Annotated in this window: 13 protein-coding genes; 7 read left to right on the top strand and 6 right to left on the bottom strand. The window is 36.3% G+C overall.

Going from position 1 to position 14,809, the window contains the following annotated elements; all coding sequences use genetic code 11:
- Together DUT69_RS13900 and DUT69_RS13895 are read left to right on the top strand one after the other, a co-directional pair.
- Positions 1-2,098 (top strand): T9SS type B sorting domain-containing protein (locus DUT69_RS13900; protein WP_162796318.1); only part of this gene is annotated, 2,098 nt, incomplete at its 5' end.
- Between the two features lie 48 nt (positions 2,099-2,146).
- Positions 2,147-3,025, top strand: a complete 879-nt coding sequence (locus DUT69_RS13895; protein ID WP_113653849.1) for a PorP/SprF family type IX secretion system membrane protein — start codon at positions 2,147-2,149, stop codon at positions 3,023-3,025.
- A 379-nt stretch (positions 3,026-3,404) separates the two neighbouring features.
- Here the strand turns inward: DUT69_RS13895 and DUT69_RS13890 are convergent, their stop codons facing one another.
- Both DUT69_RS13890 and gpmI read right to left on the bottom strand, forming a co-directional pair.
- Positions 3,405-3,929, bottom strand: coding sequence for a hypothetical protein (locus tag DUT69_RS13890; RefSeq protein WP_113653848.1), 525 nt, complete (start codon positions 3,927-3,929; stop codon positions 3,405-3,407).
- Complete coding sequence (gene gpmI, locus DUT69_RS13885) at positions 3,929-5,449, bottom strand: 2,3-bisphosphoglycerate-independent phosphoglycerate mutase (protein WP_113653847.1); 1,521 nt, start codon at positions 5,447-5,449, stop codon at positions 3,929-3,931. The genes DUT69_RS13890 and gpmI overlap by 1 nt, the downstream gene beginning before the upstream one ends.
- A 162-nt stretch (positions 5,450-5,611) precedes the next feature.
- Between gpmI and DUT69_RS13880 the strand changes: the two genes are divergently transcribed.
- From DUT69_RS13880 to DUT69_RS13865, 4 genes are all read left to right on the top strand, one after another.
- The gene (locus tag DUT69_RS13880; protein ID WP_240186723.1) at positions 5,612-6,016 is read left to right on the top strand and encodes a DUF4783 domain-containing protein; all 405 of its coding nucleotides are present in this window, start codon (positions 5,612-5,614) and stop codon (positions 6,014-6,016) included.
- 43 nt (positions 6,017-6,059) lie between these two features.
- Entirely contained in the window at positions 6,060-6,902 is an 843-nt protein-coding gene (nadC, locus tag DUT69_RS13875) for a carboxylating nicotinate-nucleotide diphosphorylase (RefSeq protein ID WP_113654190.1), read from the top strand.
- A 51-nt stretch (positions 6,903-6,953) separates the two neighbouring features.
- A complete protein-coding gene (gene plsY / locus DUT69_RS13870) occupies positions 6,954-7,604 on the top strand; it encodes a glycerol-3-phosphate 1-O-acyltransferase PlsY (RefSeq protein ID WP_113653845.1) in 651 nt (216 codons plus the stop codon).
- Positions 7,605-7,668: 64 nt separating this feature from the next.
- A complete protein-coding gene (locus DUT69_RS13865; protein WP_113654189.1) occupies positions 7,669-8,472 on the top strand; it encodes a M48 family metallopeptidase in 804 nt (267 codons plus the stop codon).
- Between the two features lie 85 nt (positions 8,473-8,557).
- Here the strand turns inward: DUT69_RS13865 and DUT69_RS13860 are convergent, their stop codons facing one another.
- The 4 genes from DUT69_RS13860 to DUT69_RS13845 all read right to left on the bottom strand — a co-directional run bounded on the left by DUT69_RS13860 (position 8,558) and on the right by DUT69_RS13845 (position 14,078).
- Positions 8,558-9,814 (bottom strand): anthranilate synthase component I family protein, encoded by a 1,257-nt coding sequence (locus tag DUT69_RS13860; protein ID WP_113653844.1) that lies wholly within the window; start codon positions 9,812-9,814, stop codon positions 8,558-8,560.
- Positions 9,815-9,913: 99 nt separating this feature from the next.
- Positions 9,914-11,188: an adenylosuccinate synthase gene (locus DUT69_RS13855; RefSeq protein WP_113653843.1), complete on the bottom strand. Its 1,275-nt coding sequence runs from the start codon at positions 11,186-11,188 to the stop codon at positions 9,914-9,916.
- 32 nt (positions 11,189-11,220) lie between these two features.
- Entirely contained in the window at positions 11,221-11,715 is a 495-nt protein-coding gene (locus tag DUT69_RS13850) for a Fur family transcriptional regulator (protein WP_113653842.1), read from the bottom strand.
- Positions 11,716-11,864: 149 nt separating this feature from the next.
- Positions 11,865-14,078 (bottom strand): RelA/SpoT family protein, encoded by a 2,214-nt coding sequence (locus DUT69_RS13845; RefSeq protein ID WP_113653841.1) that lies wholly within the window; start codon positions 14,076-14,078, stop codon positions 11,865-11,867.
- 110 nt (positions 14,079-14,188) lie between these two features.
- Here DUT69_RS13845 and DUT69_RS13840 point away from each other — a divergent pair, with 110 nt between their 5' ends.
- On the top strand, positions 14,189-14,806 hold the full coding sequence (locus DUT69_RS13840) for a DUF4294 domain-containing protein (RefSeq protein WP_113653840.1): 618 nt from the start codon (positions 14,189-14,191) through the stop codon (positions 14,804-14,806).
- Positions 14,807-14,809 lie beyond the last annotated feature (3 nt).

Genomic DNA, 14,809 nt, shown 5'->3' with positions numbered 1-14,809 from the left:
TTCAGGCAGTAATTATCAAGATTTGGTGTTGAAAGCCGACTTAACCATTACTAAAGCATTAATTTCGGGCGTCACATTTGCCGCTAACAGTTTTGTTTATGATGGGACAGCAAAATCACTGGCTATAACTGGCGCATTACCAACGGGAACTAGTGTCGTTTATGCAAATAATAGTCTAACCAATGTAGGTGTTGAAGAAGTAACCGCAACGGTTTCAGGCAGTAATTATCAAGATTTGGTATTGAAAGGCGACTTAACCATTACCAAAGGTGTTATTGCAGGCATCACATTTGCCGCTAACAGTTTTGTTTATGATGGGACAGCAAAATCACTGGCTATAACTGGCGCATTACCAACGGGAACTAGTGTCGTTTATGCAAATAATAGTCTAACCAATGTAGGTGTTGAAGAAGTAACCGCAACGGTTTCAGGCAGTAATTATCAAGATTTGGTATTGAAAGCCGATTTAACCATTACCAAAGGTGTTATTGCAGGCATCACATTTACCGCTAATAGTTTTGTTTATGATGGAACAGCAAAATCACTGGCGATAACAGGAGTATTACCAACGGGAACTAATGTTGTTTATTCAAACAACAGTCTAACCAATGTAGGTGTTGAAGAAGTAACCGCAACGATTTCAGGCAGTAATTATCAAGATTTGGTATTGAAAGCTGACTTAACCATTACCAAGGCATTAATTTTGGGCATCACATTTACCCCTAACAGTTTTGTTTACGATGGAACAGCCAAATCATTAAGCCTAAATGGTATTTTACCAACAGGCGCAACGGTAAGTTATACGGATAACGCTAAAACTGATGCAGGCGTTTACACGGTTACTGCAAACATTAACGGGGGTAGCAATTACCAGAACCAAATATTAACAGCAACTTTAACCGTTACCAAAGGTGTTATTGCAGGCATCAGCTTTGCGGATGGCAGTTTTGTTTATGATGGAACAGCAAAATCATTAAGCCTAAATGGTGTTTTACCAACAGGCGCAACGGTAAGTTATACGAATAACGCTAAAACTGATGCAGGCGTTTATCCGGTTACTGCAAACATTAACGGGGGTAACAATTACCAGGACCAAATATTAACAGCAACTTTAACCGTTACCAAAGGTGTTATTGCAGGCATCAGCTTTGCGGATGGCAGTTTTGTTTATGATGGAACAGCAAAATCATTAAGCCTAAATGGTGTTTTACCAACAGGCGCAACGGTAAGTTATACGGATAATGTTAAAACTGATGCAGGCGTTTATCAGGTTACTGCAAACATTAACGGTGGCGCAAACTACCAAGACTTAAGTCTATATGCAAAATTGGATATACAAAAAGTATTGCTAACTGTAAATGTCAATAACTCATCTATGTGCCAAGGTAGTAATTTGCCCAGCTTTGCGATTACCTATAGCGGTTTTGTAAACGGAGAAACAGAAGAAAATTTGCTTTCAAAGCCAATTATCACTACAAACGCTACTAGTTCGTCTGTGGCAGGAAGTTACCTAATAACGGCAAGAGGCAGTACAGCTAACAACTATACCCTCAACTATATTAATGGAAACTTAACCATTTTTGCCAAGCTTAATGCGCAAATTATTAGCAACAAAGTTGCGAGTGTTAGCAAAGGCGAAACTGTAATTTTAACAGCAAGTGGCGGTACAACATACTCATGGAGTAATGTCAATAGCATAATTACAGGTCTAAATTCTGCAGTTTTAACTGTTAGGCCAACTGTTACAACTACTTATGCAGTCAATGTTTCAAACGGTTCGGGTTGTGTTGAAACGGTAAGTTATACGGTAGAAGTTAGGGAGGATTTTCAGGCAGTTAAAGCAACTAATATTTTGACGCCAAACGGCGATGGAATAAATGACTTTTGGATAGTTGATAATATAGATATGTATCCGAATAGTGTTGTAACCATATTCGATAGGGCAGGCAGGTTATTATTTACCCAAAAGGGATATAAAAATAATTGGGATGGCACTTTAAACGGCACCCCTTTGGCCGAAAATACTTATTACTACATCATTGATTTCGGCACAGACAGACTAAAACAGAAAGGTTTTATCACTATTGTGAGAGAATAAAAAATTGAAACGTTCTCAAAAAATAATCATCATTTACGATAAAAGAAAATGAAAAATAAAATAGCTTACATCATTTGTTTGGTACTTTTTAGTATTAAAGCTTCGTTTGCGCAATTAAATCCGCTAACGGCTCAGTATTATACAAATACTTATTTAGCAAACCCTGCGTTTGCTGGCTACAATCAAGGGTTAAATATCAATGCATCCTACCGGGCACAGTGGACAAGGATACCCGGATCTCCGGTAGTGCAAAATTTAACAGCCGACTATGGCACAGAGAAAGTGGGTATAGGACTAAATATAAACTTTGACAAAGCCGGTTTGCAACGGCAATCTCGTGTGGTGGGTACTTATGCTTACCATCTTAAACTTAACGATACGGATAAAGCTTTACACTTTGGTTTATCTGTAGGTTTTATGCAACAAAGGCTATCTCAGCAAGATATAGTAGGTAATGTAAATGATCCGCTTGCGATGAACTATAACCAACGACAAACTTACATTGATGGAGATTTCGGGCTAGGTTACACCTCTAATCAGTTTAGATTTGAAGCATCATTACCTAACCTGAACACCTTTACTAAGCGAGATGAAATTAGGGTAGCAGATGTGGGCACTTTTTATGCAGCTGTAAGTTATAAAATAGATTTATCTACAGGTACTGAAGGAATTGATTTGGAACCAAAGTTTGCGTATAGAGGGATTAAAGGCATGGATAACATGTGGGATTTTGGCACACAGCTTTCTTTAGCGAACAAGCAAGTTAACCTAACAGGTATGTATCACAGTAATAAATCAGCAAGTTTTGGTTTAGGATTGGACTATAGAAAAAGGTTCTTAATTAACGGGTTTTATACTACGCAAACATCAGCACTCACGAGCTATAGCAATGGTAGTTTTGAGCTAAATATTCGTGGAAGATTTTAACTGCCAGAATGCATTATTTAGAAGGCTCTCGTTTAACTCATTGTAAATCCGCTAGATGTTTGTCCACCTATTTGTCCACCTCTAAAAATCGCTTAGCAATAGATTCTTGACGAAATTTGAGATGAGCTATTAAAAATGTATTGGTTATGAATAACAAACATCAACATCTGCTATATATCTATTTCTTCACAAATTTAAACCGAACCCTATGAAACTAAATTACTACTTCATTATTATTCTAAATACCGATATAAGCTTCGTACTAGATTTCAATTTAGATGAAAGCACCGTGAATTAATGTAATGCCTCTCGATCCCTATTGGTTAGTCAATGGAGAAAAAGAAAAATCCCCACAACTGTTTAGTTTGGGGATTTTCTTTTAATTAAATTTTCCGATCACCTTATAATTCTTCTGCTCCATCAATTTTATTTTCTGCGATTTTACGATGCTATAAAAATCATTTGGTACGTACGTTAGCGTATCGTGAGAATTATATAATGTATTTTCGTTTTTTAAAATTATCTGTATAAAAACAGGCTTGGTATTTACAAGTTTAACAAACACAGATTTAACTGGAATTTTAGCGCTATTAGAAGTGTAAGTTTTAGTGCTGTCATTCTGTAGAGCCGTAAATTCTCCTCTCCAAGAAGCTTTGTTAATATCGGAGCTACTAAAACTTTGCAATTCGTTTACCCAATCTGCAATTTTTACTGTTTTTTCTTCGGCTTTGCCATTAATAAAAACCGTTTTAGCAACTGATGGATTTTCCTTTGTCAGCCTATCTGCCTCATTTGAAAAATATCCGCTTAAGTCGAAATAATTCGTGTCATTAGCCATTTTTTCGGTTGTAGTGCCACAACCGAAAAGCAAAGATATGAGTATAACAGAGGCAGTTTTCTTCATTATACTAAACAATCACCAGTCATAATCTCTGGAATTTGGATACCCATTATTTTTAATACCGTTGGCGCAACATCTCCTAATTTTCCATCAGCAACAGTTTTGTAATCATCATCAATTAAAATGCATGGCACCAAGTTGGTAGTATGCGCTGTATTTACCGATCCATCATTGTTAATCATGTATTCAGAATTGCCATGATCTGCAAGAATGATAAACGAATAACCATTCGCTAAACCCGCGTTAACAACTTTTTCTGCACAAGCATCTGCAGTTTCTACTGCTTTAACCACTGCCTCAAACACTCCCGTATGTCCAACCATGTCTGGATTAGCAAAATTTAGGCATACAAAATCTGGCCATCCAGAAGCTAACTCCTTAGTTATGGCTTCGGTAATTCCGGCAGCGCTCATTTCAGGTTGCAAATCGTAAGTTGCAACTTTTGGCGAAGGAACTAAAATTCTTTTTTCGTTTTCAAATTCCTTTTCTCTTCCTCCAGAAAAGAAAAACGTAACATGCGGGTATTTTTCTGTTTCCGCAATGCGTATTTGATTTTTGTGATTAGCTTCTAAAACTTCGCCAAGTGTATTTGATAAATCGTCTTTTGTAAATACTACATTAACGCCATTAAAACTTTCGTCGTAAGTAGTCATGGTTACATAGTATAAAGGCAATTTTTCCATACCAAAATCTAGGTAGTCTGTTTGGCATAAAGCCGATGTAATTTCCCTACCTCTATCTGTTCTGTAATTAAAGCAAATTACCACATCGCCAGGTTTAATAGTTGCCGTAGGGTTCCCGCCTTCATCCGTAATTACAATTGGTTGGGTAAACTCATCGGTTACGCCTTCGTTGTAAGATTTTTGAATTGCTTCATCAGCATTTTTGGCTTTTACGCCAATTCCTTTAACCATTACGTTGTAAGCTTGGCTAACTCTTTCCCAACGATTATCTCTATCCATAGCAAAATACCTTCCAACTAAGCTGGCAATTTTTGCGGTAGTATTTTTTAGATAATTTTCTAAATCCTTAACAAAACCTAAACCCGAATTTGGGTCTGTATCGCGTCCATCTAAAAACGCATGAACGAAAACATCTTTCAAACCATTTTCAGTTGCTGCATCGCATAATGCTTTTAAGTGCTCTACATGTGCGTGTACGCCACCGTTAGATACCAAACCGATAAAATGAACAGCTTTATTGTTGTCTTTTGCGTAGTTGAATGCGTTTACCAATACTTCGTTGTTGTGCAAAGTTCTGTCAGAAATAGCTTTGTTGATTCTGCCCAATTCTTGGTAAACAACTCTTCCAGCTCCTAAATTCATGTGCCCCACTTCAGAGTTTCCCATTTGTCCGGCAGGTAAGCCAACAGCCTCTCCAGATGCTTCTAGTTTAGAGTTTGGGTAATGTTTTAACATTGAATCAAAAAAGGGAGTGTTTGCAGCGTAAGCAGCGTCAGATTTATCTTTTTTTCCGTAACCCCAACCATCTAGTATCAGCAATACAACTTTTTTAGCTTTCATTAAATTCAATTTTATTTTGGCTTTTAGTATAAAAGGCCACTCGATTTCTGTCTATTAATTAGAACAAATATAGCCAAAAAATGGGTTTAAAGTAAAGTTTTTACACAATGTGATTTACAAGTGGCATAATTTTAGTGTAGCAATAACTGTATTACAACACACATGATGAAACCCTTACTTGCGTTATTGCTGTTGCTTTTGCATTTACCATCAAGAAATGCGCCTCAAGTTGAAATTGTTGATGATTTGGCTACGTATTTTAGAATCGGTAATGCTAAAGAAATCGCCAAACATTTTGCTCCCTCGGTAGAATTAATAATTATTGACCAGGAGGATGTATACAATAAAGCACAGTCTGAACAGATAATAAAAGATTTTTTTTTAAAGTATCCACCATCAAAATCCGCCATCATTCATAAACTCAGTAATAACCCAAATTACCGTTTAGGTATTTTGTCTTTAACTACTAAAAACGGCAAGTTTAGGGTTACTATTACAATGAATGTAAAAAAGCCGGCTAACAATTTCTTAATCACAGAGTTAAGGATAGAACCCGATAAAGAGTAGCTTTTTTAGCAGTATTTTGTTAATTTTGAATAAAAATACTGCTTTGAACAAACAACTGATTGACCTTTTTATTAAGAATGCTATTGCTGAAGATGTTGGCGATGGCGACCATACTTCGCTTTCTACTATTGCGGCAGGTACGCAAGGAAGAGCTAGATTAATTGTTAAAGAAGATGGTATTTTAGCAGGTGTTGAGCTTGCACTTGAGATTTTTAATCAGATAGATAACAGTCTTAAAACCACCGTTTTTATAGAAGACGGCGCTTCGGTAAAGTATGGAGATATTGCCTTAACGGTAGAAGGATCTACACATTCAATTTTATTAGCAGAGCGATTGGTATTAAACTGTATGCAACGCATGAGCGGTATTGCTACCAAAACTAATCGAATTGTTACTGCACTTAAACCTTACAAAACCCAAGTTTTAGATACCCGTAAAACAACACCCGGTTTAAGGTATTTAGAAAAGTGGGCTGTAAAAATTGGTGGCGGTGTTAATCATCGTATTGGTTTGTACGATATGATTCTTATTAAAGATAATCATGTAGACTACGCTGGAGGAATTGCCAATGCAATTAATGCTGCAAATAATTATCTTAAAGAAACAGGGAAGAATTTAGAAATAGAAATAGAAGTAAGAAATTTAACAGAGCTGAAGGAAGTTTTGGATACTGGAAACATAAATAGAATTATGTTAGATAACTTTGATCTGCCACTACTTAAACAAGCCGTTGATATTATTGATGGTCGATTTACTACAGAAGCATCTGGCGGTATTGTTGAAGAAAATGTTACCGATTATGCAGCTTGCGGTGTCGATTTTATATCAATGGGGGCTTTAACCCACTCGGTTAAAAGTTTAGATCTTAGTTTAAAAGCATTTTAATCCCTAAATTCTATCCAATTGAGTCTGTTTTTTTTAGTATTATTGTAGGTCATGATTTCGATCTATTCACTCTCAGCGCTAATTGTCGCCTATCTCTTAGGTTCTATTCCCTCGGCAGTGTGGTTAGGACAAGCTTTTTACGGCATAGATGTTAGAGAATATGGTAGCGGTAATGCAGGTGCCACCAATACTTTTAGGGTTCTAGGTAAAAAGGCCGGTATTGCGGTAATGTTTATAGATATTTTTAAAGGCTTTACTGCAACTCAGTTAGCTGCTTTTATAGGTTTATCTGTTACCGGACCTCAAAATTCTACACAGTTTGTAAATTACCAACTTGCCCTTGGCGTAATAGCGGTAATGGGCCACTTATTCCCAATATTTGCTGGTTTTAGAGGTGGAAAGGGGGTAGCTACACTTTTTGGAATGGTTTTGGCAGTGAACTACCAGGCAGCGTTAATTTGCGTTCTTGTTTTTGTGGTAGTGCTATTGGTAACCAAATATGTTTCGCTCAGCTCTATATGCGCTGGCTTCTCGTTTCCTATAGGTGTGGTGTTTGTGCTACAGTCGTCCATAAAATCTGAGGTATTATACGGTATTTGTGTTTGCGTGCTGATTTTAGTAACGCATCAAAAAAATATCGAACGATTACTAAAAGGCAAAGAATCTAAAGTTTACCTGTTTAAAAAGAAGCAAGGCTTATAGAACCAAAAAGCTATTTGTTTTGTTATCTGTAAAAAGGAACAAAAACTATCTAAAAAAAATATCGATGAAAAAAATGATGATAATGGGTATTGCTACTTGTTTGTTGGCAATATCGTCTTGCTCTACGGTGCCATTAACTGGAAGAAGCAGATTAAGCTTAGTAGATGATAGCGCTTTGCAACAGCAAGCGGCTATTGGTTATCAGCAATTATTAAGTGATCCAACTACAAAAGTTGTATCTACTAACTCTGCAAATACACAAATGGTTAAAAGGGTTGGTGCAAAAATCTCAGCAGCAGTAACACAGTACATGAACCAGAACGGTTTTGGTGAGCAAATTAGAAACTACAAATGGGAATTTAATTTGATTGAAAGTAAGGAGATTAACGCTTGGTGTATGCCTGGTGGAAAAGTTGCTATTTACACAGGTATTTTGCCTGTAACTAAAGACGAAGCAGGCTTGGCGACTGTAATGGGCCACGAAATTGCTCATGCAATTGCACAACACTCTGCAGAAAGAGCGTCGCAAATGCAATTGGCACAAGTGGGTGGTGCTGCTGTTGGTGTAGCGAGTAGCAATTCAAAATACGCGGATTACATAAATGCAGCTTATGGCATAGGAGGACAATTGACCATTTTAAAATACGGAAGAAGCCAAGAATTAGAAGCTGATAAAATGGGTTTATCTTTTATGGCAATGGCAGGATATAATCCTAATACTGCAATCGGTTTTTGGCAAAGAATGGCACAGGCTAGTGCAAGTGCACAGAAACCGCCTGCTTTTTTAAGTACTCACCCTACAGATGAAGCTCGTATTGCACAAATACAAAGAGATTTGCCAGCAGCAATGAAATATTATAAAAAATAAACTTAAACGTTAAGGCTTAAAGGTGAAAAGTAAATTACTTTTCACCTTTTTTATTTAAAAGAATTAAATTAATACGGATTCCAACTTAAGAATCGCCGAGTACTTTCATAATCGCCGAGGCTTTTAATAAACACTCCTCATATTCTTGTTCGGCATTTGCTACGTAGGTAATAGCGCCACCAACTTGAAACGATAAGTATTTAGTAGTTTTATTATATAAAATACTTCGGATAATTACATTAAAATCAAAATCACCATCTGGTGAAATACAGCCAAATGAACCTGAGTAGGCACCACGGTTGCCATTTTCGTACTCGTCTATTAATTGCATTGCTTTAATTTTCGGAGCTCCAGTCATGGATCCCATTGGAAAAGCATTTTTTATGGCGTCAATAAAATGAACTTCCGGATTTAGCTCGCAACTTATCGTCGAAATCATTTGATGCACCTGGGGGAAAGTATAAATACCAAAAAGTTCATCAACCCTAACAGAACCTTTAACCGCACTTTTAGTAAGGTCGTTTCTAACTAAATCTACAATCATAACATTTTCTGCTTGCTCTTTAACGCTGTTTTTTAAATCATCTTTAATACGCTCATCTTCCTCAAGGTTTACGCTTCTTTTAGCCGTACCTTTAATAGGTTGAGATATAATTTTTTCGCCCCGTTTGGCTAAAAATCTTTCCGGCGTAGCCGATAAAATGTATTTATCAAATATTTTAAAAAAGCCTGAAAAAGGAGTAGGGGATAATAAATTTAAAGCATGGTAAACAGCTAGAGGATCTATTTCGGCATTTGCTGCAAAAAATTCCTGGCAAAAATTGATTTCGTAAATATCGCCTCTGGCAATATGCTTTTGCAAAGAGTTAATTATGTCAACATAAGTTTCCTTCGTTAATTTACTTTCAATTTTAATAGGGCTTTGTAGGCTGACATCATTTAGTGCAAGATTTTTAATATTCTCTAAAATTTCTTCGTTTCCAATAATTACGTTAACATTTTCGCCTTTTAAAGCGATTAAATACTGAGGTACGAAAAAGAATAAATCTGGGAAATTTAAATGATCTGTTTTTGATGTTTTTAAACCATCAGTTTCGGCTTTAAGCTCGTAACTAAATAAGCCAAACATCCACGTCTTGTTAGTCTCATAAAATGATTTAAGTTTAGCGAAGGCCTGGCCAGCGTGTGCAGTGATTTGATTATCTACTCCAAATGCTATTAAACAGTCGTATTGAGAATAAGGATCAGCATAATTATTAGAATCTAAACAACAGCAAGCATCGAAATTTGAGGCATATTTTAAAGCTTTTTGTTTAAATAAATTGATGTTAGCTACATTCATAAAGACTCGCCAAAATTAAGTCAAATATTTAAAATTAAGGGAAATAAAAATCCCCTTGAAAATAATTTTCAAGGGGATGATATAATGGCTTAATATAAATTACAATGCTAAAGTTTGAGTTCTGTCTGGTCCAACAGATAGATATTTAATTGGCACTTCTAATTCTTTTTCTAAAAATGCAATATAATCTGTTACTTGGCTAGGCACCTGACTTTTATCGGTAATCTTAGTTAAATCAGTTTTCCAACCTTCAATTGCTTTTAAAACAGGTTTAGGCTGGATAGAAATAATATCGTAAGGCATATAATCGATAGTTTCTCCGTTATGCTCATAATGCGTACAAGCATAAATGGTGTCAAAACCATCTAAAACATCTGCCTTCATCATAATTAATTCAGTTACGCCGTTAAGCATAATTGCATATTTTAACGCCGGCAGGTCAATCCAACCACAACGACGAGCACGACCTGTAGTTGCGCCAAATTCGTGTCCAACTTTTCTCAACTCTTCGCCAACTTCATTATCTAACTCAGTAGGGAAGGGTCCACCACCAACACGTGTACAGTAAGCTTTAAAAATACCATAAACTTCGCCAACCTTATTAGGTGCAATACCTAAACCGGTACAAGCTCCAGCAGTAGTAGTGTTAGATGAAGTTACAAATGGATAAGAACCAAAATCAACGTCTAATAATGTGCCTTGAGCACCTTCTGCCAAAACTTTTTTACCTGCTTTTAGGTACCCATTAACAAAGTGCTCGCTATCTACGTGAGGGATGTTTTTGATAAATTCAATAGCTTCAAAAAACGCAGCTTCTTTTTCTGTTAAGTCGTATTCGAAATCGTAATGAGAAAGAATTTCTTTATGCTTTTCTACAAGTTTGGTATATCTTTCTTTAAAGTCTGGTAAAGTAGTATCGCCAACACGTAATCCGTTACGTCCGGTTTTATCCATGTAAGTTGGACCAATACCTTTTAACGTAGAACCAATTTTACCAGCACCCATTTTTTGCTCATTTGCAGCATCTAATAACTGATGCGTTGGCAAAATTAAATGAGCTTTACGAGCAAGCACCAATTTGCCGGCAGCAACAGGATCGTGGCCTGCGGTTTTTAAATTATCTAATTCTCTTTTTAAAATAATTGGGTCGATAACTACACCATTACCAATTAAGTTCATGATGTTTTCGTTAAAAATACCTGATGGAATAGTGTTTAAAACAAATTTTTTACCGTCGAACTCTAAAGTATGCCCAGCATTTGGTCCGCCTTGAAAACGTGCAATTAAATCGTATTTCGGACTTAACACGTCAACTATTTTACCTTTACCCTCGTCGCCCCATTGCAGGCCTAGCAGTACGTCTACTTGCGTCATTATTTTAATTTATAGAAATGGATATGATTGAATTAGTTTGTTGCATTTTTTTTGGTAGCAGCTACAGATTTAATCGCAGCGGCAGCGCTACAATCAAAACAAACGCCATAAAGATTTAGCGAATGATGCTTGATGTCAAATTTTAAAAGATCGCCCACCATGCTTTGGATTTGATGGATACGCGGGTCGCAGAATTCTACCACCTTGCCACAATCTATGCAAATAACATGATCGTGCTGGTGGTAACCGTATGATTTCTCAAACTGTGCCATGTTTTTACCAAACTGGTGTTTGGTAACTAAATCGCAAGAAACCAAAAGTTCCAATGTGTTGTAAACTGTAGCTCTACTTACACGATATTTTTGATTTTTCATGTGGATGTAAAGTGTCTCCACGTCGAAATGGTCGTCTCTAGAATATATTTCTTCTAAAATTGCGAAACGCTCAGGGGTTTTTCTTAAATTTTTATTTTCAAGGTAGGCTTCGAATATTTTTCTAACCAACTCACTAGTATTGTGTTCAGACATAGTTTTTAAACTCCTCTCCAAAGGTAGATAAATGATTACACAGATTAAAGTTATTACAACGATTAATAATTAACAAAGTGTAAAGATTGTTAACTATTATTAAAACGTTGTTAGATTGCAATTCTTTTAAAATAGATAATTAAAGGTCACTAGGCATCAAATCTTGTTACTCCTGTTACACCCCTAACTTCAAGTAGGTTTTTAATTAAGTTATCTAAATGGTCTTTGTCATTTACAAATACCTTAATAGAGCCATCGAAAATTCCGTCATTTGTGTCTACGGTAATAGATCGCATATTCACCTTAAAATCGTTAGAGATTACTTTGGTTATATTGTTAATTAATCCAACGTCATCAATACCCACTATGCGAAGGCCGGTTAAGAAAGTTAATTCCTGCGCTCTGTTCCATTTAGCCTTAACAATTCTATAACCGTAATTTGCCATCAGCTGGGCTGCATTTGGGCAATTGGTACGGTGTATTTTTATGCCTTCGCTAACGGTAACAAAACCGAAAACATCATCTCCAGGAATAGGATTGCAACATGAAGCTAAAGTGTAATCGATTTTTTGTAAATCTTCGCCAATTAATAAAATATCAGATTCTGGGCCTTTTACCTTATTAAGTAAGGCTTCAATATGCTGTCCTTCTCCCGGAGCATGGAAAGTACTGCGATTTTCTATTTCTTTTTCACTGCTTAGATAATCTCTTAAATCTTTCACTTCGATTTTTCCTTCGGCAACGCCGATAAAAAGATCTTGCGTTGATTGAAGTTTGAAAAAATAGGTTAGCCTATTCAAGTTATCTGTATTGTAAGTGATTTTAAGCGATTTTAATTTACGCTCTAAAATCTCTTTCCCTAATTCGGCAACTTTTCTTTTTTCTTCTTTTAGCGAAGATTTGATTTTAGATTTAGCTTTAGCAGTTACAACAATGTTAAGCCAATCTTCTTTTGGTGTTTGTTTACCAGAGGTGATAATCTCTACCTGATCGCCGTTTTGCAATTTATAAGAAAGTGGTACCAATTTGTGGTTAACCTTTGCGCCGATACATTTTGCACCAACATCAGTGTGTATTTCAAAAGCAAAATCTAGTGCAGTGGCGCCCAATGGCAATTGTAGCAAAGCTCCTTTTGGGGTAAAAATGAAAATTTCATCAGAGAAAAGGTTCATTTTAAAGTCGTCAAGAAAATCTAAAGCGTTGGCTTCAGGATTACTTAACATTTCTCTAACTTTTTGTATCCACTGGTCTAAACCATTATCGTTGCTAGATTCTTTATATTTCCAATGTGCGGCAAAACCTTTTTCCGCAATTTCGTTCATCCGTTGCGTACGTATTTGCACCTCAACCCATTGCCCTTTTGGCCCCATAACGGTGGTATGCAAAGATTCATATCCATTTCCTTTCGGAGAAGAAACCCAATCTCTCAACCTATCGGGATTTGGTCGGTATAAATCGGTAACAATGCTATAGGCTTTCCAACAATCTGCTTTTTCTTTTTCCGGAAGACTATCTAAAATAATTCTAATGGCAAAAAGATCGTAAACCTCTTCAAAAGGAATGCTTTTCTTTTTCATTTTATTCCAAATAGAATGTATCGATTTTGGCCTGCCGTAAACATTGGCAATTAGGCCCTGTTCGGCTAAAATTTCGTTTATCGGCTCAACAAATGTTTTTATAAAGGAGTTTCGCTCTGCTTTTTTTTCATTTAACTGATTAGCGATGTATTTATATGTATCTGGTTCCAAATACTTCATGGACAAATCCTCGAGCTCAGATTTAATGGCATAAAGCCCTAGTCTGTGCGCTAACGGAGCATATAAATAGATAGTTTCTGATGCAATTTTAAGTTGCTTCTGCCTTGGCATAAAATCCATCGTTCGCATGTTATGCAACCTATCTGCAAGTTTTATTAAAATTACCCTAACATCATCTGCCAAGGTTAACAGCATTTTTCTAAAATTCTCTGCCTGTAATGAGCTATTATAGTCGAAAACGCCAGATATTTTTGTTAATCCATCAATAATTTTGGCCGTTTTCTTGCCAAACTCACGCTCAATATCTTCAAGGGTAATGTCGGTATCTTCTACAACATCGTGCAATAACGCACATACAATAGAAGTTGTACCCAAACCAATTTCTTCTGCAGCAATTTGCGCAACGGCAATGGGGTGGTATATATAAGGTTCGCCAGATTTACGACGCATATCTTTATGGCTTTCCAGTGCCATTTCGAAAGCTTTACGTATCTCTTTTTTATCTCCGCGTTGTAAAGTAGATTTAGATGCACGTAACAAAGCCCGATATCTTTTTAGGATTTCTTGCTTTTCTGCCTCTAAATCAATTACTAAAGTAGTCTTCATTTGTTTTTTGTAGGTAAAAATTTAGTATTTTCAGCTATAAAAGATTATATTCGGTTATAGTTAAAAACGAATATATAAAATTAGCTGTAACTTTGTATTGGCATAAATTTATGAAATATTCTCGTTTCTTTATTCTGTTAATTGTCATACTTGTTTCTAACGCAGTAAATGCACAAGAAACCGGGGCTGAACCTATATGGCCAAAGCTGGGCAAAAATGACACCATCCGCGTAGCTTCTTATAATGATAATGGCTACATGATTCCCTGGATAGGACTTCAAGAAGTTGTAATACATGGTCAGCGCATATTTCGCTCTGCAGCAGAGCAAACTGCATTTAACAGGTTAAGGTATAACGTGTTAAAAGTAATGCCTTATGCGCAGTTTGCAAAAAGACGTTACGAGCAGTTAGAGCGAGATTTGGCAAATGTATCTGACAAAAAAACACAAAAAAAATTAGTTAAAGCTTGCGATGCTGAGATTAAACAGATGTTTAACACAGAAATCAAAGAGTTAACCATTACCCAAGGACAGATCTTAACTAAATTAATTGATAGAGAGGTTGGGCGCACTACTTACGATATTGTAAAGCAAACCAAGGGCGGTTTTGCAGCGTTTTCTTACCAACTGGTAGCACGAGTTGTTGGTCATAATTTAAAAAATGGCTATAATGTGGCACAAGAAAGAGACATAGAGTCTATTATTGTAAGCTCGGGTTATTATCAATAAAAT

It is taken from the genome of Pedobacter namyangjuensis (assembly GCF_003313325.1).
Taxonomy (GTDB): Bacteria; Bacteroidota; Bacteroidia; order Sphingobacteriales; family Sphingobacteriaceae; genus Pedobacter; species Pedobacter namyangjuensis.
The sequence above is the reverse complement of the archived record's forward strand: the minus strand, read 5'-3'. Positions and strand labels throughout refer to the sequence as shown.